Raw genomic sequence first — 18,388 nt, 5'->3', positions numbered from 1 at the left:
TAATGCATAGGCATGCCATGAACCTCCACCACCTCAAGGTGTTCCTTGCCGTCGCCGAAGCCGGCAGCATCAGCGCGGGCGCCGAGCGCCTGCACATCAGCCAGCCGGCGGTCACCCGCGAGATACGCGACCTCGAAGCCAGCCTCGACCTGCGCCTGTTCGACCGCCAGCCACGCGGCGTGCAACTGACCGAGGGGGGGCGGCGCCTGCTCGACTACGCCCAGCGCATCTTCAATCTGGAGCGCGCTGCAGAACGCGACCTGCACGACTTCGCCCAGCTCGGCCAGGGCGAACTGAACCTGGGCGCCAGCGCCACGCTCGGCTCCTACCTGCTGCCATCGCTGATCAGCCGCTTCCGCACCCTGCACCCGCAGATCTTCGTCAGCCTGGAGGTGAGCAACACGGACGTGGTGACCCGCCAACTGGACGAGGGCCTGGTCAGCCTGGGTTTCGTCGAAGGGCCGTTCGTCCGCAGCGACTACGCCCACCAGCTGCTGGCGCGCGACGCCCTGCTGCCGGTCGTGGCGCCCCATCACCCACTGGCCAGCAGCGGTCGACTGGCCGCGCGCATGCTGCAGCGCTACCCGCTGTACATGCGCGAACCCGGCTCCGGCGCGCGGGTCAGCATCGAGCAGGCCTATCGCGCCCATGGCCTGGAGCCCGAGGCCAGCATGGCCATCGGCAGCACCGAGGCCCTGAAGCGCCTGCTCGCCGACGGCCAGGGCATCGCCTGGCTGTCGCAGCGCATCGTCGAGCGCGAGTTGGCCAGCGGCGAATTGCGCCACCTCCAGGTGCAGGACCTGCAGATCGAGCGCGACCTGCACGTGCTCTGGCGCCAGGGCGCCAGCCTGAGCCCGGCACCCGCGGCCTTCCTGGCCTTGAGCGGCGCCACGGAGCAACCGGACAGCAATATCAAAATATTTTGATATTGCTGTTGCTGTATGAAAAATGACCGACTAGACTGCACCACCATGACCCTGCGCGCATCCCAGCTGGAATTCGACCCCTGCGACGAGCTCGCCGCCCTGTGCAAGGCCGGCGGCGATCCGCTACGCCTGAACGTGCTGCGCGCGCTGAGCAACGACTCGTTCGGCGTGCTGGAACTGGCACAGATCTTCGCCATGGGCCAGTCGGGCATGAGCCATCACCTCAAGGTACTGGCCCAGGCCGGCCTGGTGGCCACCCGCCGCGAAGGCAACGCGATCTTCTATCGCCGTGCGCTGCCCAACGGGCGTCTGCACGCCGCACTGCTGGAAGATATCGACGAGCTGCCCGTGCCGACCGACAGGCAGGCGCGGATTGCCGCGGTACACCAGCAGCGCGCCACTGTCAGCCGCGACTTCTTCGCGCGCATGGCCAGCAACTTCCAGGCCCAGCAGGACCTGATCGCCGGCCTGCCGCAGTACCGCGACAGCCTGCTGGCCCTGCTCGACAGCCTGCACTTCGCCCCCGGCGCCACGGCAATGGAAATCGGCCCGGGCGACGGCGCCTTCCTGCCCGAGCTGGCGCGCCGTTTCGCCCAGGTCATGGCGCTGGACAACAGCCCGGCCATGCTCGAGCTGGCGAGCCAGCGCTGCGCCAGCGCCGGACTGGACAACGTCGAGCTGACACTCGGCGATGCCCTGCAGAGCGAGCACGGTGCAGCCGACTGCGTGGTGCTCAACATGGTGCTGCACCACTTCGCCACCCCGGCCGAGGCTTTCCGCCAGCTGGCACGGCACGTAAAACCCGGCGGCAGCCTGCTGATCAGCGAGCTGTGCAGCCACGACCAGAGCTGGGCCCGAGAGGCCTGCGGCGATCTCTGGCTAGGCTTCGAGCAGGAGGATCTGTCGCGCTGGGCCAGCGCCGCCGGTCTGCTGCCCGGCGAGAGCCTGTACATCGGCCTGAAAAACGGCTTTCAGATTCAGTTACGCCACTTCGCCCAGCCCCTTGAGCGAGCGGCCTTCAGTTACGGCAAAAAAGGAATCCATCCATGAGCGAATACTCCCTGTTCACCTCCGAGTCCGTGTCCGAGGGACATCCGGACAAGATCGCCGACCAGATCTCCGATGCCGTGCTCGACGCCATCATCACCCAGGACAAGCACGCCCGCGTGGCCGTGGAAACCCTGGTCAAGACCGGTGTCGCCATCGTCGCCGGCGAAGTGACCACCAGCGCCTGGGTCGACCTCGAGCAGATCGTCCGTGACGTGATCAACGGCATCGGCTACACCAGCAGCGATGTCGGCTTCGACGGCTCCACCTGCGGCGTGCTCAACATCATCGGCAAGCAGTCGGTGGACATCGCCCAGGGCGTCGACCGCTCCAAGCCGGAAGACCAGGGCGCTGGCGACCAGGGCCTGATGTTCGGCTACGCCAGTAACGAGACCGATGTGCTGATGCCGGCGCCGATCCGCTTCTCCCACGCGCTGGTCGAGCGCCAGGCCGAAGCCCGCAAGTCCGGCCTGCTGCCGTGGCTGCGCCCGGATGCCAAGTCCCAGGTCACCTGCCAGTACGAGAACGGCAAGGTCGTCGGCATCGACGCCGTGGTGCTGTCCACCCAGCACAACCCGGACGTGTCGCTGAAGGACCTGCGCGAAGCGGTGATGGAGCTGATCATCAAGCACAGCCTGCCGGCTGAGCTGCTGCACAAGGACACCCAGTTCCACATCAACCCGACCGGCAACTTCGTCATCGGCGGCCCGGTGGGCGACTGCGGCCTGACCGGGCGCAAGATCATCGTCGACAGCTACGGCGGCATGGCCCGTCACGGCGGCGGCGCCTTCTCCGGCAAGGACCCGTCCAAGGTCGACCGTTCGGCTGCCTACGCCGGCCGCTACGTGGCCAAGAACATCGTCGCCGCCGGCCTCGCCGACCGCTGCGAGATCCAGGTGTCCTACGCCATCGGCGTGGCCCAGCCGACCTCCATCTCGATCAACACCTTCGGCACCCACAAGATCGCCGAAGACAAGATCATCCAGCTGGTGCGCGAGGTGTTCGACCTGCGTCCGTACGCCATCACCAAGATGCTCGACCTGCTCCACCCGATGTACCAGGCCACCGCGGCCTACGGCCACTTCGGCCGCACCCCGGAACAGAAGACCGTGGGCGACGACAGCTTCACCACCTTCACCTGGGAGCGTACCGACAAGGTCGAGGCACTGCGCACCTCTGCCGGCCTGTAACCAACGCCTGAAGAAAAGCCCCGCCAGCCTCGGCTGTGCGGGGCTTTTTCGTTCCTGCCTCGGGCAAATCTCGGGGCGCCACAGGATAGAAGCTCAGCCCTGCCCCTTGCCCCCGAAGAGCCTCCTCGCCCCCCTCGTTTCGCGAGACAAGTCCAGCGTCGGCCTGCCGATTCGGAAGCAACCTGCGGATCACTGACCCTGATCAAGGGAGTGGCTCAGCACCGCGAACCTCGTGAGCCATTGGCGGTCACTTCGAGAGAGAGACTCACGAGGAAAGACCATGATTCGCCAAGCCACCGTTCTCGGCCTGATGCTGGTCGCCGGGCTGAACGTCACCCCCATCCTGGCCGCCAAACCCGACGGCGACTGCGCCGCCAAGCGTCAGGTCATCCAGGAAAAGATCGAGGCCGCCCGCCAGAACGGCCACTCACACGAACTGCAGGGCCTGCAGCGCGCGCAGGGCAAGGTCGAGGCGCACTGCGATGACGCCGCGCTGCGCCAGGAGCGCCTGGCCGATGTGAAGGACGCGCGGCAGGAGGTCGAGGAGCGCGAGATGGATCTGCGCGACGCGATGGGCAAGGGCGACCAGGAGAAGATCGGCAAGCGTCAGGCCAAGCTGGCCGAAGCCCGCGCCGAACTGGAACAGGCCGAAGCCGAAGCCCGTTCGCCTCAGTAGGCGCGAAACGCCTTGTGGCACGCTTCGCAGCTGTCCTCTACCGCCTGCACGGCTGGCTCGAGCTCGGAACGGCGCAACGGCGGTGCGCTGGTTGCCTGGACCAGCGCCGCGGTGGTCTGCTCCAGATCTCGGGCCATCTTCTGGAACTGCTCCTGGCGCTCCCAGACCTCGGGGTTGGCCTTGCTGCGCTCGTCATCCCGCACCTGCGGGAAATGCTGCCAGGGCTCACGCGACAGGCGGTCCAGCTCGGCAGCTCCCGTGATGAAGCCGGCCTCATCGTAAGGAATACGGCCCCGCAGCATGCCCCCCAGGTCCTCGCTGACCTTGAGCATTTCCTTGAACAGGGCCTGACGCTTGCCCAGTGGCGAGTTGGGATCGACACCACCACAGGCGGCCAGAGTCAGGCACACACAAGTGAGCAGGAGGAGTTTCTTCGGGGTCATCGACACAACTTCCGGACAACGAGGGGGCGCCAGTATCGCGACTCATCTCGACCTGGCCAAGCGACCTCTTGTCACAAGCCCTGTCTTTCCTACGCACCTGTCAGCCGCTGTTCAGCCAGCAGAGACCATGAACAGCGCCGCGATCAGCCCCATACCGGAGAACCATACCAGCGAGCGCAGAGGACCCCAGCCGGCCAGATAGCAGATGAAATACAGCGCGCGACTGACAATGAACGCCACCGCCAGCTGGTCGAGCAGTGCCTGCTCGGCGCCCCCCGCCTGATGGGCAATGATCACCGCCGCCGCGAACGCCGGCGTAACTTCGAAACCGTTGAGCTGGGCGCTGTTGGCACGCTTGCGCCAGCCCTCCAGGGTCCCAAGGAAAGCACGCGGATCCTGGTTGGCGCGCGGCCCATATCCAGGACCGAGGAACTTGGCGGTAGCGGTGCCCAGATAAGGCATGAAGATGGCGATCAGTACGCACCAGTAGGCAAGAGTCATGGCGTGGTTTCACTGCTGATAGAGGAAAAACCAGCCTGAGCGAATGCACCTGCCGCGTCCATGACTGCGACAGCCTGTGATGCCTGCAGGTCGGCCAATTCTGCGGCCGTCCACGCCAGCGCGAATCAGTCCTGGAAACGGTCCCGGGCGTAGGTGATTTCGGTCTTGCCGTGCGGCGCGGGCAGACCATCCTCGCCGAGGTTGACGAATACCAGCTTGTCGATGGTCAGGATGCTCTTGCGTGTAACCTTGTTGCGCACCTCGCAACGCAGGGTGATCGAGGTGCGGCCGAACTCGCTGGCGGTGATGCCCAGTTCGATGATGTCGCTCTGGCGCGCCGAGCTGACGAAGTTGATCTCGGAAATGAACTTGGTGACCACGCGCTGGTTGTCGAGCTGGACGATGGCGTAGATCGCCGCCTCCTCGTCGATCCACTTCAGCAGGCTGCCGCCGAACAGGGTGCCATTGGGGTTGAGATCCTCAGGCTTGATCCACTTGCGGGTATGGAAATTCATGCATGGTTCTCCTTGCCAGGTTGGGCGACCATCATGCACCGCCGTCACCGCGCCTGTCGTGGCAGGCCCGGCTATGGTTTCGATAGCCGGGCAAATACGACGGAAAGCCTTGGGCTGTGCCGCACGGGCAGCTATAATTTGCCGGTTACACGCGACCGGCACCGCTCCGGTCGCTCCCGCCACCCGGTCGAGGGGCGCTGCAGCAAACCCGCATCACGCGGTTTTGTCAGGCTCGCCCGGGGCGTTATCCAAACGCATCAACGGCGCCCATTCGCAGACAACGAATGGAGAGTTACTGCATGAGCGCTTTCAACGACTACAAGGTCGCCGATATTTCCCTGGCCGACTGGGGCCGCAAAGAGCTGATCATCGCCGAATCCGAAATGCCGGCACTGATGGGCCTGCGCCGCAAGTACGCCGCCAGCCAACCGCTGAAAGGCGCGAAGATCCTCGGCTGCATCCACATGACCATCCAGACCGGCGTGCTGATCGAGACGCTCACCGCCCTGGGCGCCGAAGTGCGCTGGTCCTCGTGCAACATCTTCTCCACCCAGGACCAGGCCGCTGCCGCCATCGCCGCTGCCGGCATCCCGGTATTCGCCTGGAAGGGCGAGACCGAGGAGGAGTACGAGTGGTGCATCGAGCAGACCATCCTGAAAGATGGCCAGCCGTGGGACGCCAACATGGTGCTGGACGACGGCGGTGACCTGACCGAGATCCTGCACAAGAAATACCCGCAGATGCTCGAGCGCATCCACGGCGTCACCGAAGAGACCACCACCGGTGTGCACCGCCTGCTCGACATGCTCAAGGCCGGCACCCTGAAAGTCCCGGCGATCAACGTCAACGACGCCGTGACCAAGAGCAAGAACGACAACAAGTACGGCTGCCGCCACAGCCTCAACGACGCCATCAAGCGCGGCACCGACCACCTGCTGTCGGGCAAGCAGGCGCTGGTCATCGGCTACGGTGACGTGGGCAAGGGCTCGGCCCAGTCGCTGCGTCAGGAAGGCATGATCGTCAAGGTTTCCGAAGTCGACCCGATCTGCGCCATGCAGGCCTGCATGGACGGCTTCGAGCTGGTTTCCCCGTACAAGAACGGCCTCAACGACGGCACCGAGGCCAGCGTCGACGCTGCGCTGCTGGGCAAGATCGACCTGATCGTCACCACCACCGGCAACGTCAACGTGTGTGACGCCGGCATGCTCAAGGCGCTGAAGAAGCGCGCCGTGGTGTGCAACATCGGTCACTTCGACAACGAGATCGACACCGCCTTCATGCGCAAGAACTGGGCCTGGGAAGAGGTCAAGCCGCAGGTGCACAAGATCCACCGCACCGGCGCCGGCAGCTTCGACGCCGCCAACGACGACTACCTGATCCTGCTGGCCGAAGGCCGCCTGGTGAACCTGGGCAACGCCACTGGCCACCCGAGCCGCATCATGGACGGCTCCTTCGCCAACCAGGTGCTGGCGCAGATCTTCCTGTTCGAGCAGAAGTTCGCCGATCTCTCCGTCGAGAAGAAAGCCGAGCGCCTGACCGTGGAAGTGCTGCCGAAGAAACTGGACGAAGAAGTGGCCCTGGAAATGGTCAAGGGCTTTGGCGGCGTGGTCACTCAGCTGACCAAGCAGCAGGCCGACTACATCGGCGTGACCGTGGAAGGTCCGTTCAAGCCCGATACCTACCGCTACTGATCACAGCCACAAGCGGCAAGCCGCACGCTGCAGGACGGGACCCGCGCCCTCTGCAGCTTGAGGCTTGCAGTTTGCCGCTGGGAAGGGAACCTTCTCCATGAGTCAAGAACGCCGTTACAGCTTCGAGTTCTTCCCGACCAAGACCGAAGCCGGGCACGAAAAACTGCTGAACGTGGCGCGCCAGCTGGCGAGCTACAACCCCGATTTCTTCTCCTGCACCTATGGTGCCGGGGGCTCCACCCGTGACCGCACGCTGAACACCGTGCTGCAGCTCGACGGCGAGGTGAAGGTGCCGACCGCACCGCACCTGTCCTGCGTCGGCGACAGCAAGGCCGAGTTGCGCGAACTGCTGACCCTGTACAAGGACGCCGGCATCAAGCGCATCGTCGCCCTACGTGGCGACCTGCCCTCGGGCATGGGCATGGCCAGCGGCGAGCTGCGCTACGCCAACGAGCTGGTCGAGTTCATCCGCAACGAAACAGGCGATCACTTCCACATCGAAATCGCCGCCTACCCGGAAATGCATCCGCAGGCGCGCAACTTCGAGAGCGACATCGCCAACTTCGTGCGCAAGGCCAAGGCCGGCGCCAACAGCGCCATCACCCAGTACTTCTTCAACGCCGACAGCTATTTCCGCTTCGTCGAGCGCGTGCAGAAACTGGGCGTCGACCTGCCGATCGTGCCGGGCATCATGCCCATCACCAACTACAGCAAGCTGGCGCGTTTCTCCGACGCCTGCGGCGCGGAGATCCCGCGCTGGGTACGCAAGCAGCTGGAAGCCTACGGCGATGACGTCGAAAGCATCCAGGCCTTCGGCCAACAGGTGATCAGCGAGATGTGCGAACGCCTGCTCGACGGTGGCGCACCGGGCCTGCACTTCTATACGCTGAACCAGGCCGACCCCAGCCTGGCCATCTGGAACAACCTCAAACTGCCACGCTGAGGCAGTTCACCCGCAGGCTGCCTTCGGGCAGCCTGCTCGCGTCACACCCCGCCTTGCCGCCGAAGGATCGCCTGCCATGCTCAAACGCTCCACGATCAATGCCTCAGTCAGCCCCAAGGGCAGCCTGGAAACGCTCTCGCAACGCGAGGTGCAGCAACTGCGTGAAACCGGTTCTGGCAGCGTCTATCGCCTGTTCCGCCAATGTGCACTGGCAATCCTCAACACCGGCTCGCACAGCGACAACGCCAAGACCATCCTTGAGGCATACCCGGATTTCGAGGTGAAGATCCACCAGCAGGATCGCGGCATTCGCCTGGAACTGCTGAACGCTCCCGCCGACGCCTTCGTCGATGGCGAGATGATCGCCAGCACCCGTGAAATGCTCTTCAGCGCCCTGCGCGATATCGTCTACACGCAGAGCGAGCTGGAGAACAAGCGCATCGATCTGGACAGCTCGGAAGGCATCACCGACTACGTCTTCCACCTGCTGCGCAACGCTCACACGCTGCGCAGTGGCGTCGAACCGAAGATGGTGGTGTGCTGGGGCGGACACTCGATCAGCTCCGAGGAGTACAAGTACACCAAGAAGGTCGGCCATGAGCTGGGCCTGCGTGGCCTGGATATCTGCACCGGCTGCGGCCCCGGCGTGATGAAGGGGCCGATGAAGGGCGCCACCATCAGCCACGCCAAGCAGCGCAACCTCACCGGCCGCTACCTGGGCCTGACCGAGCCGGGCATCATCGCGGCGGAAGCGCCGAACCCCATCGTCAACGAGCTGGTGATCCTGCCGGATATCGAAAAACGCCTGGAAGCATTCGTGCGCGTCGGGCACGGCATCATCATCTTCCCGGGCGGCGCCGGCACCGCCGAGGAATTCCTCTACCTGCTGGGCATCCTCACCCACCCGGACAACCAGGACCTGCCCTTCCCGGTCATCCTCACCGGGCCGAAGAGCGCCAGCACCTACCTGCAGCAGCTGCACGACTTCATCGGCGCGACCCTCGGCAAGGCCGCGCAGCAGCGCTATCGCATGATCGTCAACGACCCGGCCGAAGTGGCCCGGGAGATGGCGGTCGGGATCAAGGCCGTGCGCCAGTTCCGCCGGGAACGCAACGACGCCTTCCACTTCAACTGGCTGCTGAAGATCGACGAGAGCTTCCAGCATCCGTTCGAGCCGACCCACGACGCCATGGCCAGCCTCAACCTGACCCGCGAGCAGCCGCTGCATCAGCTCGCGGCCAATCTGCGTCGGGCCTTCTCCGGCATCGTCGCGGGCAACGTCAAGGAAAACGGCATTCGCCTGATCGAAGAGAACGGCCCGTACGAGATCAAGGGGGACGCCAGCATCATGGCGCCCCTGGACCGACTGCTGCAGGCCTTCGTCGAACAGCACCGGATGAAGCTGCCCGGTGGCACGGCCTACGAGCCCTGCTACCGCGTCGTGTCCTGAACGCGCCTGCCGGGGCGCACCCTTGCTGCGCCCCAGCCCCTTGCCAAAGGGGGACTATGCTTAAGCCATGAGAGCAGTCGTACGCGTCGTCATTGGCCTGCAGCTGATGTGCTGCATGGCCTTCGGCCTACGGGCCGAACCCTTGCGCCTGGTCACCGAGGCGTGGCCACCTTACGTCTACGAAGAAAACGGCCAGCCGACCGGGCTCGACTACGAGATCACCCGCGAGGTGCTGCGCCGCCTGGGCCGCGAGATGCAGTTGCAGTTCATGCCCTGGAAACGCTGCCTGCTGGCCATGCAGCAAGGGCAGGCCGACGGCATCCTGGACGTCTTCTACCACCCGTCGCGCGAAGCCAGCATGCAGTTCGCCTCGGAGCCGCTGAGCGACATCGAGTTCGTGCTGTTCTACTCGCGCAGCCGGCCCTTCCGCTATCGCCACATCGACGACCTGCGCGGCCTGGTGATCGGCATCTCGGCGGGCTACTGGTACAACGACGACGCGTTTCGCACCGCGCAGACCTTCCGCCGCGAAGAAGGCCCCAGTCACGAGGCCAACATCGGCAAGCTGGCGCGCCATCGTGTCGACCTGGTGGTGAACGATCGTCGCACCGGCATGTTCCTGGCCAACCGCCTGGGGCTGGGCCGCAAGATCAGCTACAACGCGACGCCGGTCGGCCAGGACAATCTCTACCTGGCACTGGCCAGGACAGCGGAGCTGCGAACCCTAGCCCAGGCCTTCAGCGAGGAGCTGCGCCGTTTCAAGGCCGAGCCGGCCTATGCCGAGCTGCAGGCGCGCTACGCCGAATCGCCCGGCGCCGACGAAGCCTCCACGCCGTGAACCAGCCGACAGGCTGGTGGATGCGCAACGCGCAAGCTCTGTTATACTCGGGCCTTCCCGCCAGGCTTGCGCCCGGATGCTGGTTCTCGGAAGCCAGCAGTACCGGACGGGATCATGCCCCCCACGCGTGATTCAAGCCAGGCAATATCACCCCATAGGGCCACGCCCTCACTACGTACAGGATTGCCCATGTCCTTTGCTTCCCTCGGTCTCTCCGAGGCTCTAGTCCGTGCGATCGAATCCGCCGGCTATACCCAGCCCACTCCGGTGCAACAGCGGGCCATTCCCGCCGTGTTGCAAGGTCGCGATCTGATGGTGGCGGCCCAGACGGGCACGGGCAAGACTGCAGGTTTCGCCCTGCCGATTCTCGAACGCCTGTTCCCGGCCGGCCATCCGGACCGCGAGCAGCGCCATGGCCCGAAGCAACCGCGCGTGCTGGTGCTGACGCCCACCCGCGAGCTGGCTGCCCAGGTGCATGACAGCTTCAAGATCTACGCCCGCGACCTGAAGTTCGTCAGCGCCTGCATCTTCGGTGGCGTCGGCATGAACCCGCAGGTCCAGGCACTGGCCAAGGGCGTCGACGTACTCGTCGCCTGCCCCGGCCGCCTGCTCGACCTCGCCGGCCAGGGCAGCGTGGACCTTTCCCACGTGGAAATCCTGGTACTGGACGAAGCCGACCGCATGCTCGACATGGGCTTCATCCATGACGTCAAGAAGGTGCTCGCGCGCCTGCCCGCGCAGCGCCAGAACCTGCTGTTCTCGGCGACCTTCTCCAAGGACATTACCGATCTCGCCGGCAAACTGCTGCACGATCCCGAGCGCATCGAGGTCACGCCGCCGAACACTACCGTCGAGCGCATCGAGCAGCGTGTGTTCCGCCTGGCCGCCAGTCACAAGCGCGCACTGCTTGCGCACCTGATCACTCAGGGTGCCTGGGAACAGGTACTGGTGTTCACCCGTACCAAGCACGGCGCCAATCGCCTGGCCGAGTACCTCGACAAGCATGGCCTTCCGGCTGCCGCAATCCACGGCAACAAGAGCCAGAACGCCCGCACCAAGGCCCTGGCCGACTTCAAGGCGAACAAGGTGCGCATACTGGTCGCCACCGATATCGCCGCCCGCGGCCTGGACATCGACCAACTGCCGCACGTGGTCAACTTCGAGCTGCCCAATGTCGAGGAGGACTACGTTCACCGCATCGGCCGCACCGGCCGTGCCGGACGTAGCGGCGAGGCCATCTCGCTCGTCGCCCCGGACGAGGAGAAGCTGCTCAAGAGCATCGAGCGCATGACCAAGCAGAAGATCCCCGATGGCGATCTGATGGGCTTCGATGCCAGCACCGTGGAGGCCGAGCGCCCCGAGGCGCGCGAACCACGCCAGCCGCGCAACGCCGGCCAGAAGAAGCAGAAGGCCGAGTCCGGCGACAAGCCCAAGGGCGAGCACCAGAACGGTGGCCGCAAGGACAAGGGCAAGGACGGCGGCAAGGATCAGAAGGCCAAACCACAGGGGCAGAAGCGCCGCCGCGGACAACGCAGCGGCACTGGCCAGGGCCAGCCTGCAGCGGCGATTCCCGCCCTGCCGCCAGATCGTGATCCGGAAGAGTTCCTCGACGACGATATCGACAACTTCGGCAACCGCGTCGACTACGTCAGCCCGGCCCAGAACAAGCAGCAGGGCCGTGGCCGTCGTTCGGGTGGCAACCCCGGCAACGGCGGTACCCAGCAGGGTCAAGGCCAGCGCCAGAGCAACAAGGGCCCGCGCAGCAACAATGGCGGTGGTGCCGGCAATGGCGCCAACAAGAACCGTCGCCAGGGCAGCGGCCAGGGTGGCCAGGGCCAGGGACGCAACGGTGCCAACCGCGGCCGTGGCCGCGCTGCCCATGACGGCCGCGTCACCTCGCTCGACCGCGACGAGCTGCCGCGTGCAGAGGCTGCCGTGCGTAGCCCGCGCGACAAGCAGCCAGTCATCATGCACAAGAGTTCGCGACTGGACCGCTTCCCCACGGCCGAGCAACTCGATGAGCTGAGCAACAGCAACCGCCCTCGCGGCGAGAAGCCGGCACTGCTGACGCGCAACCGCGACGAGTAAGCGCCGACGCAGCAACAAAAACGCCGCCCCTGAGGGCGGCGTTTTCGTTTAGCGGAAAAGGCGAGTGGATCACCACCCCTCTCCCCTCGGGCCCCATTCCCATGAATGGGAAAGGGCCATCGGACGACCGCTGGCTAGCGGCCGCTTTCCTTACTGGCGAACGCCTTCGATCGAAATGATCAGCTCGACGGTTTCCGAAGCCGGGCCGAGGTCCATGGCAATGTCGAAGTCCTTCATCTTCAGGGTCGTGGTGCCTTCGAAACCGGCGCGGTAGCCGCCCCACGGGTCCTTGCCCTCACCGATGAACTTGGCCGCGATCACCACCGGCTTGGTCACGCCGTTGAGGGTCAGGTTGCCGGTGACATCAGCGGTGCCTTCACCGGTGGACTTGACCGAGGTGGACTCGAAGGTCGCGGTGTCGTGCTTGCTGGCATTGAGGAAGTCGGCACTGCGGATGTGCTTGTCGCGCTCGGCGTGGTTGGTGTCGACGCTGGCGGTCTTCAGGCTCACGCTGACCTTGCTGGCCTCGGGGTTGGCGGCGTCGAAGCTGAACTTGCCGTCGAAATCCTTGAAGGTGCCGTACAGCCAGCTGTAGCCCAGGTGGCTGATCTTGAAGTTGACGAAGGCGTGCTGGCCTTGCTTGTCGATGGCATAGTCGGCCGCCATGGCCTGCCCGCCGATCAGGGCGGAACCCAGAACCAGTGCAGCGAGGGCATTCTTCAACATGGGTGTTCTCCTTGCGAGGTTGTCGATCTAGGTGGGCCTTGGCCCGATGATGAATAGCTTCAGCGCCCGAACATCCGCAGCAGGGTGCCGTCGCGGTCGATGAAATGGTGCTTGAGTGCGGCCAGGCCGTGCACGACCGCGAAGATCACCAGGCCCCAGGCCAGGTATTCGTGGATATCACCGGCGATATCTTCCTGGTGCTCGATGCCCGTCAAGGTGGCGGGCACGCTGAACAGCCCGAATACCTCGATACCACGGCCATCCGCGGTGGAAATCAGGTAACCGGAGACCATCACGCCGAACAGGCCCAGGTAGAGCGCGGCATGGCCCAGCCTGGAGGCCAGGCGGGTGAGCGCGCCATGGTTCTCCAGCGCCGCCGGCGCCGGGTTGAACAGGCGCCACAACACGCGCAGCAGCATGGTCGCGAACAGCAGGATGCCGATGCTCTTGTGCAGGTCCGGCGCACTCTGGCGCCAGGGGTCGTAATAGCTGAGCCCGACCATCCAGAAACCGAGGGCAAAGAGGCCGAACACGGCCAGCGCCACCAACCAGTGCAACAGCACGCTGACCAGACCGTAACGAGCAGAGGTATTACGCCATTGCATGGGGACTTCCTGATTCAATTTCCGAGCAAGACTAACGGCAAATATATCGATTTAAAGCGGAAAATTTCGCTATGAAACATCGAGAAATGCGATAGCTCATTTCCATGCCTTCAAGCCGATCGGATTAGTGCGCCGCCGCTGCCGCAAAGTTCGCAGAGATGGCTACAGACGGCACAAAACACCGGACCAGCGGCAGTTTCCATCCCCGCGCGCGCCTTCTGGTAGGCTGTGCCGCCGAACAGCGGGAGATTTCTCATGAGCCAGAACGACCATTGGATGCAGCGCGACCTCGACGTGCTGTGGCACCCCTGCACCCAGATGAAGGATCACGAACGCCTGCCGCTCATCCCCATCCGCCGCGGCAAAGGCGTCTGGCTGGAGGACTTCGACGGCAAGCGCTATCTGGATGCGGTCAGCTCCTGGTGGGTCAACGTCTTCGGCCACGCCAACCCGCGCATCAACGCACGCATCCGCGAGCAACTAGACAGCCTCGAGCACGTGATGCTGGCCGGTTTCAGCCACGAACCGGTGGTGGAACTGTCCGAGCGCCTGGTGCGCCTCACGCCCGCGGGCCTGAACCGGGTGTTCTACGCCGACAACGGTTCCTCGGGCATCGAGGTGGCGCTGAAGATGAGCTTCCACTACTGGCTCAACAGCGGTGCGCCGGCCAAGAAGCGCTTCGTCACCCTGACCAACAGCTACCACGGCGAGACGGTCGCGGCGATGTCGGTGGGCGATGTGTCGCTGTTCACCGACACCTACCGCGCCCTGTTGCTCGACACCCTCAAGGTACCGACCCCGGACTGCTACCTGCGTCCCGAGGGCGTGAGCTGGGAAGCGCACTCGCGCAGCATGTTCGCCCACATGGAACAGACCCTGGCCGAGCATCACCACGAAGTCGCTGCGGTGATCGTCGAGCCTCTGATCCAGGGCGCCGGCGGCATGCGCATGTACCACCCGGTCTATCTCGAGCTGCTGCGTGACGCCTGCAACCGCTACGGCGTGCACCTGATCGTCGACGAGATCGCCGTGGGGTTCGGCCGTACCGGGACGATGTTCGCCTGCGAACAGGCCAACATCACCCCGGACTTCATGGTGCTGTCCAAGGCGCTCACCGGCGGCTACCTGCCGATGGCCGCCGTACTCACCACCGACGATGTCTACGCGGCGTTCTACGACGACTACGCGACCCTGCGCGCCTTCCTCCATTCCCATACCTACACCGGCAACCCGCTGGCGTGTGCGGCGGCGCTGGCGACCCTGGACATCTTCGAGCAGGACAACGTGATCGAGGCCAACAAGGCCCTCGCCACGCGCATGGCCAGCGCCACCGCGCACCTGGCCGAACACCCGCACGTCGCCGAGATCCGCCAGACCGGCATGGCCCTGGCCATCGAGATGGTGCAGGACAAAGCCAGCAAGACCGCCTACCCCTGGCAGGAGCGACGTGGCCTGCGCGTCTATCAGCATGCCCTGCAGCGTGGCGCGCTGCTGCGTCCGCTCGGCAGCGTGGTGTACTTCCTGCCGCCCTACGTGATCACCCCCGAGGAAATCGACTTCCTCGCCGAGGTGGCCAGCGAAGGGATCGATATCGCCACCCGTGAATCGGTCAGCGTGGCGGTGGACAATCGCTTCCCCGATCACCGCGATCCAGGCTAGCGCCGACGCCAGCGGCAAGTAACAGCGCAGAGGCACAGTGCTTTACACTTGCCGCTTCGAACTTGTCGCTCAGTAGCTATTCATATGCGCCTATCCCGCTTCTTCATCGACGCCCCGCTCTCCCTCGGCCAGCACGAGCTGCCCGAGGCCCAGGCGCACTACATCGGCCGGGTGCTGCGTCATGCCGTGGGCGATGCCGTGCAGCTGTTCGACGGCAGTGGCCGCGAGTACCTGGGCGAGCTGATCGAGGTGGGCAAGAAAAGCGTGCGCGTGGAACTGCGCGAGGCCCTCGATGGCCTGGCCGAGTCCGCGCTGCGCATTCACCTCGGGCAAGGCCTGTCACGCGGCGAACGCATGGACTGGGCGATCCAGAAAGCCACCGAGATGGGCGCGACGGAAATCACTCCCATCGTCTCGACGCGCTGCGAAGTGCGCCTGAAGGACGAACGGGCCGACAAGCGCATGGCTCACTGGCGCCAGGTGGCGATCAGCGCCTGCGAACAGTGCGGCCGCTCGGTGCTGCCGGTGATCCACCCACCACTGGAGCTGGCCGCCTGGCTGCAACAGACCGAAGCCGATCTGAAGCTGGTGCTGCACCCGGTCGCCGCACCGCTGCAGAGCCATGAGCGGCCAGACGATCTGGCCTTCCTGATCGGGCCGGAAGGCGGCTTGAGCGATGCGGAAGTGGAACAGGCCATGCACGCCGGCTTCCACGCAGCTCGCCTGGGACCGCGCGTTCTACGCACGGAAACGGCGCCAGTGGTGGCCCTGAGCGTCGCTCAGCAGCTGTGGGGCGACCTCCAGGCGTAAAATGTCGCCTTGGCGTAACAAAATGTGACCTCAAGAGATTGCAAGCCGAGCAGTCTTTGTCATGCTCTGCGCGCCGCGTGCGCGACCTGCTTTACCAGCGACCTGCGCCCGGCCGAGGCCGGCGCCCCGCTGCGTCGTTCCTCTTCCAATAACAAATCAACGGGCTTCGGCCCCGCCCAAAAGGCGGCCGCATGCCCAGGAGCATTGCATGAACGAACTGGTCTCGACCCTCAACGGTCTGGTCTGGAGCCCGGCGCTGATCTATCTATGTCTCGGCGTTGGTCTCTACTTCTCCCTTCGCGGCCGCTTCCTCCAGGTCCGCCACTTCAAAGAAATGATCCGCCTGATGTTCACCGGCAAGACCGATGAGCACGGCATCTCCTCCTTCCAAGCCCTGACCATGACCCTCGCCGGTCGCGTCGGTACCGGTAACATCGCCGGTGTGGCCACCGCCATCACCTTCGGCGGCCCGGGTGCGATCTTCTGGATGTGGATGGTTGCCTTCCTCGGCGCCAGCTCGGCGTTCGTCGAGTCCACCCTCGGCCAGGTGTACAAGGAAAAGCTCAACGGTGAATACCGCGGTGGCCCGGCCTTCTACATCGAGAAAGGCCTGGGTCTGAAGTGGTACGCCTGGCTGTTCGCCGTGGTCACCGTGTTCGCCTGCGGCCTGCTGCTGCCGGGCGTACAGGCCAACTCCATCGCCTCCAGCGCGCAAACCGCATTCGGCATCGACCCGAACGTGACCGCTGCCCTGCTCGCCGTCCTGATCGGTCTGATCATCTTCGGTGGCGTCAAGCGTATCGCCCACTTCACCCAGGTGGTGGTGCCGTTCATGGCGCTGGGCTACATCCTGGTCGCCCTGGTGATCATCCTGCTGAACATCGAAAAGCTGCCGGAAGTGATCGCTCTGATCTTCCGTAGCGCCTTCGGCCTCGAAGCCGGTTTCGGTGCCATCATCGGCATGGCTATCCAGTGGGGCGTGAAGCGCGGCGTCTACTCCAACGAAGCAGGTCAGGGCACCGGCCCGCACGCCTCCTCCGCGGCAGCCGTCAGCCACCCGGCCAAGCAGGGCCTGGTACAGGGCTTCTCGGTCTACATCGACACCCTGTTCGTCTGCTCGGCGACTGCCTTCATGCTGCTGATCACCGGTCAGTACAACGTACAGGCTCCCGATGGCAGCGCGCTGTTCACCGGTATCGCTGGCGTCGCCGCCGGCCCGGGCTACGTGCAGACCGCGATGGAGAACATGATGCCCGGCTTCGGTAACGCCTTCGTTGCCATCGCCCTGTTCTTCTTCGCCTTCACCACCATCCTGGCCTACTACTACATCGCCGAAACCAACATTGCCTACATCAACCGCAAGGTGAAGCGTCCGATCCTCACCCTGCTGCTGAAGTTCGGCATCATCGCGGCCACCGTATACGGCACCGTGCGCAGCGCCACCGTTGCCTGGGACCTGGGTGACCTCGGCGTGGGCCTGATGGCCTGGCTGAACATCATCGCCATCGTGCTCATGCACAAGATCGCCTACAAGTGCCTGAAGGACTACGAGCAACAGCAGGACGAAGGCAAGGACCCGGTGTTCCACCCGGAAAAACTCGGCATCAAGAACGCCGACTACTGGGGTAGCCACACCTCGGAAGACAATCTGGAAGAAGAAAAGAAAGCCGAAGCTGCAGAGGCTAACGCGCAGCGCTGATTGCGCTCGCTGACGGCATAAAAAAGCCCCGGCCATGTGCCGGGGCTTTTTCGTTGGGGCCTGCTGCGCCTTGCAGCGCGACTCAGATCAGGCCGGCATCGTCCAGCATCTGCTCCAGGGCCACCAGATCCGGAATCCGCACCACCTCATCGGCAATGCGTGCGGCGCCCAGCTCGAGCGGCGCCAGCTCGACATCGGCCGCAGCCAGGTCACTGCCGACCTTCAGCGAGCGGGGAATGCCCTGCACCAGCAAGGCAATGAACTTGACCTTGGGGCGACCGCCCAGTGCGTTGATCACCGCGACCCGCGCCCCGCTGGCGACCTGCGCCTGGCCACCACTGGCGGCCTCGAAGGAGAACAGCGGCAGGCTCAGGTCACGCCAGGCGATCTGGCCGAGAAACCACGCCGGCGCACCTTCGCTCACCTGGGGCGCGCGATAGGGAATCAGCTCGGCGACCGCCACGTTGGGCAGCAGCAGGGTGCGGTCGGCCAGCGGCACCAGCAACCCGGTGAGGTTGGCTGCACTGTTCTGGGTGGCGACGGCTTGACTCATGAAAACGTCCTATACGGGGCAAACCCCG

Annotated in this window: 18 protein-coding genes and 1 riboswitch; of the genes, 12 read left to right on the top strand and 6 right to left on the bottom strand. The window is 64.8% G+C overall.

The features are described 5' to 3' along the window. Positions 1-17 precede the first annotated feature (17 nt). The 4 genes from EWH21_RS03340 (at position 18) to EWH21_RS03325 (ending at position 3,839) form a co-directional block, all read left to right on the top strand. Positions 18-926, top strand: coding sequence for a LysR family transcriptional regulator (locus tag EWH21_RS03340; protein ID WP_277699780.1), 909 nt, complete (start codon positions 18-20; stop codon positions 924-926). 45 nt (positions 927-971) lie between these two features. Continuing rightward, the gene (locus tag EWH21_RS03335) at positions 972-1,976 is read left to right on the top strand and encodes a metalloregulator ArsR/SmtB family transcription factor (protein WP_277699779.1); all 1,005 of its coding nucleotides are present in this window, start codon (positions 972-974) and stop codon (positions 1,974-1,976) included. After that, positions 1,973-3,163: a methionine adenosyltransferase gene (metK, locus tag EWH21_RS03330; protein WP_277699778.1), complete on the top strand. Its 1,191-nt coding sequence runs from the start codon at positions 1,973-1,975 to the stop codon at positions 3,161-3,163. Before EWH21_RS03335 ends, metK begins: the two co-directional genes overlap by 4 nt. Positions 3,164-3,443: 280 nt before the next feature. After that, positions 3,444-3,839, top strand: a complete 396-nt coding sequence (locus EWH21_RS03325; protein WP_047591642.1) for a DUF1090 domain-containing protein — start codon at positions 3,444-3,446, stop codon at positions 3,837-3,839. Here EWH21_RS03325 and EWH21_RS03320 read toward each other — a convergent pair. The 3 genes from EWH21_RS03320 to EWH21_RS03310 form a co-directional block, all read right to left on the bottom strand. After that, entirely contained in the window at positions 3,833-4,282 is a 450-nt protein-coding gene (locus EWH21_RS03320; protein WP_152487658.1) for a cytochrome c, read from the bottom strand. The two genes, EWH21_RS03325 and EWH21_RS03320, sit on opposite strands and share 7 nt — an antisense overlap. Positions 4,283-4,393: 111 nt before the next feature. Then, positions 4,394-4,783: an MAPEG family protein gene (locus EWH21_RS03315; protein WP_152487657.1), complete on the bottom strand. Its 390-nt coding sequence runs from the start codon at positions 4,781-4,783 to the stop codon at positions 4,394-4,396. Between the two features lie 125 nt (positions 4,784-4,908). Continuing rightward, positions 4,909-5,298 carry a hotdog domain-containing protein gene (locus EWH21_RS03310; protein ID WP_277699777.1) on the bottom strand — a complete coding sequence of 130 codons (390 nt, stop codon included), beginning with the start codon at positions 5,296-5,298 and terminating at the stop codon, positions 4,909-4,911. A gap of 183 nt (positions 5,299-5,481) precedes the next feature. Next, a riboswitch (S-adenosyl-L-homocysteine riboswitch) is annotated at positions 5,482-5,574 on the top strand. Positions 5,575-5,597: 23 nt separating this feature from the next. Between EWH21_RS03310 and ahcY the strand changes: the two genes are divergently transcribed. The 5 genes from ahcY (at position 5,598) to EWH21_RS03285 (ending at position 12,308) form a co-directional block, all read left to right on the top strand. Further along, positions 5,598-6,989, top strand: coding sequence for an adenosylhomocysteinase (gene ahcY / locus EWH21_RS03305; RefSeq protein ID WP_277699776.1), 1,392 nt, complete (start codon positions 5,598-5,600; stop codon positions 6,987-6,989). Positions 6,990-7,086: 97 nt separating this feature from the next. After that, positions 7,087-7,932, top strand: a complete 846-nt coding sequence (gene metF, locus EWH21_RS03300; RefSeq protein WP_277699775.1) for a methylenetetrahydrofolate reductase [NAD(P)H] — start codon at positions 7,087-7,089, stop codon at positions 7,930-7,932. A 76-nt stretch (positions 7,933-8,008) separates the two neighbouring features. Continuing rightward, positions 8,009-9,382, top strand: a complete 1,374-nt coding sequence (ppnN, locus tag EWH21_RS03295) for a nucleotide 5'-monophosphate nucleosidase PpnN (protein WP_152487654.1) — start codon at positions 8,009-8,011, stop codon at positions 9,380-9,382. A gap of 67 nt (positions 9,383-9,449) precedes the next feature. Beyond that, positions 9,450-10,220, top strand: a complete 771-nt coding sequence (locus EWH21_RS03290) for a transporter substrate-binding domain-containing protein (protein WP_277699774.1) — start codon at positions 9,450-9,452, stop codon at positions 10,218-10,220. A gap of 189 nt (positions 10,221-10,409) precedes the next feature. Beyond that, a complete protein-coding gene (locus EWH21_RS03285) occupies positions 10,410-12,308 on the top strand; it encodes a DEAD/DEAH box helicase (RefSeq protein WP_047591632.1) in 1,899 nt (632 codons plus the stop codon). Between the two features lie 150 nt (positions 12,309-12,458). On the opposite strand, the gene EWH21_RS03280 is transcribed toward EWH21_RS03285, so the two are convergent. Then, entirely contained in the window at positions 12,459-13,034 is a 576-nt protein-coding gene (locus tag EWH21_RS03280) for a YceI family protein (protein ID WP_179553207.1), read from the bottom strand. 59 nt (positions 13,035-13,093) lie between these two features. Beyond that, positions 13,094-13,639, bottom strand: coding sequence for a cytochrome b (locus tag EWH21_RS03275; RefSeq protein WP_277699773.1), 546 nt, complete (start codon positions 13,637-13,639; stop codon positions 13,094-13,096). Positions 13,640-13,894: 255 nt separating this feature from the next. On the opposite strand from EWH21_RS03275, the gene EWH21_RS03270 reads away from it, so the two are divergent. The 3 genes from EWH21_RS03270 (at position 13,895) to EWH21_RS03260 (ending at position 17,807) form a co-directional block, all read left to right on the top strand. Then, positions 13,895-15,298, top strand: coding sequence for an adenosylmethionine--8-amino-7-oxononanoate transaminase (locus EWH21_RS03270; RefSeq protein WP_037050121.1), 1,404 nt, complete (start codon positions 13,895-13,897; stop codon positions 15,296-15,298). A gap of 84 nt (positions 15,299-15,382) precedes the next feature. Next, positions 15,383-16,108: a 16S rRNA (uracil(1498)-N(3))-methyltransferase gene (locus EWH21_RS03265; protein ID WP_134676172.1), complete on the top strand. Its 726-nt coding sequence runs from the start codon at positions 15,383-15,385 to the stop codon at positions 16,106-16,108. Positions 16,109-16,316: 208 nt separating this feature from the next. Next, complete coding sequence (locus tag EWH21_RS03260) at positions 16,317-17,807, top strand: alanine/glycine:cation symporter family protein (protein ID WP_152487650.1); 1,491 nt, start codon at positions 16,317-16,319, stop codon at positions 17,805-17,807. Between the two features lie 82 nt (positions 17,808-17,889). Here EWH21_RS03260 and EWH21_RS03255 read toward each other — a convergent pair whose 3' ends face one another. Continuing rightward, entirely contained in the window at positions 17,890-18,360 is a 471-nt protein-coding gene (locus EWH21_RS03255) for a chemotaxis protein CheW (RefSeq protein WP_047589664.1), read from the bottom strand. Positions 18,361-18,388: the final 28 nt, after the last annotated feature.

Origin of the sequence: Pseudomonas sp. REST10 (genome assembly GCF_029542605.1) — a bacterium.
GTDB classification, from domain to species: Bacteria; Pseudomonadota; Gammaproteobacteria; order Pseudomonadales; family Pseudomonadaceae; genus Aquipseudomonas; species Aquipseudomonas khazarica.
This window is presented reverse-complemented; position numbering and strand designations above follow the sequence as displayed.

What these genes read in the sequence shown, in the direction of transcription:
- EWH21_RS03340 (WP_277699780.1), top strand. Translation starts at nt 18, where the DNA reads ATGAACCTCCACCACCTCAAGGTGTTCCTTGCCGTCGCCGAAGCCGGC.
- EWH21_RS03335 (WP_277699779.1), top strand. Translation starts at nt 972, where the DNA reads ATGACCCTGCGCGCATCCCAGCTGGAATTCGACCCCTGCGACGAGCTC.
- metK (WP_277699778.1), top strand. Translation starts at nt 1,973, where the DNA reads ATGAGCGAATACTCCCTGTTCACCTCCGAGTCCGTGTCCGAGGGACAT.
- EWH21_RS03325 (WP_047591642.1), top strand. Translation starts at nt 3,444, where the DNA reads ATGATTCGCCAAGCCACCGTTCTCGGCCTGATGCTGGTCGCCGGGCTG.
- EWH21_RS03320 (WP_152487658.1), bottom strand. Translation starts at nt 4,282, where the DNA reads ATGACCCCGAAGAAACTCCTCCTGCTCACTTGTGTGTGCCTGACTCTG.
- EWH21_RS03315 (WP_152487657.1), bottom strand. Translation starts at nt 4,783, where the DNA reads ATGACTCTTGCCTACTGGTGCGTACTGATCGCCATCTTCATGCCTTAT.
- EWH21_RS03310 (WP_277699777.1), bottom strand. Translation starts at nt 5,298, where the DNA reads ATGAATTTCCATACCCGCAAGTGGATCAAGCCTGAGGATCTCAACCCC.
- ahcY (WP_277699776.1), top strand. Translation starts at nt 5,598, where the DNA reads ATGAGCGCTTTCAACGACTACAAGGTCGCCGATATTTCCCTGGCCGAC.
- metF (WP_277699775.1), top strand. Translation starts at nt 7,087, where the DNA reads ATGAGTCAAGAACGCCGTTACAGCTTCGAGTTCTTCCCGACCAAGACC.
- ppnN (WP_152487654.1), top strand. Translation starts at nt 8,009, where the DNA reads ATGCTCAAACGCTCCACGATCAATGCCTCAGTCAGCCCCAAGGGCAGC.
- EWH21_RS03290 (WP_277699774.1), top strand. Translation starts at nt 9,450, where the DNA reads ATGAGAGCAGTCGTACGCGTCGTCATTGGCCTGCAGCTGATGTGCTGC.
- EWH21_RS03285 (WP_047591632.1), top strand. Translation starts at nt 10,410, where the DNA reads ATGTCCTTTGCTTCCCTCGGTCTCTCCGAGGCTCTAGTCCGTGCGATC.
- EWH21_RS03280 (WP_179553207.1), bottom strand. Translation starts at nt 13,034, where the DNA reads ATGTTGAAGAATGCCCTCGCTGCACTGGTTCTGGGTTCCGCCCTGATC.
- EWH21_RS03275 (WP_277699773.1), bottom strand. Translation starts at nt 13,639, where the DNA reads ATGCAATGGCGTAATACCTCTGCTCGTTACGGTCTGGTCAGCGTGCTG.
- EWH21_RS03270 (WP_037050121.1), top strand. Translation starts at nt 13,895, where the DNA reads ATGAGCCAGAACGACCATTGGATGCAGCGCGACCTCGACGTGCTGTGG.
- EWH21_RS03265 (WP_134676172.1), top strand. Translation starts at nt 15,383, where the DNA reads ATGCGCCTATCCCGCTTCTTCATCGACGCCCCGCTCTCCCTCGGCCAG.
- EWH21_RS03260 (WP_152487650.1), top strand. Translation starts at nt 16,317, where the DNA reads ATGAACGAACTGGTCTCGACCCTCAACGGTCTGGTCTGGAGCCCGGCG.
- EWH21_RS03255 (WP_047589664.1), bottom strand. Translation starts at nt 18,360, where the DNA reads ATGAGTCAAGCCGTCGCCACCCAGAACAGTGCAGCCAACCTCACCGGG.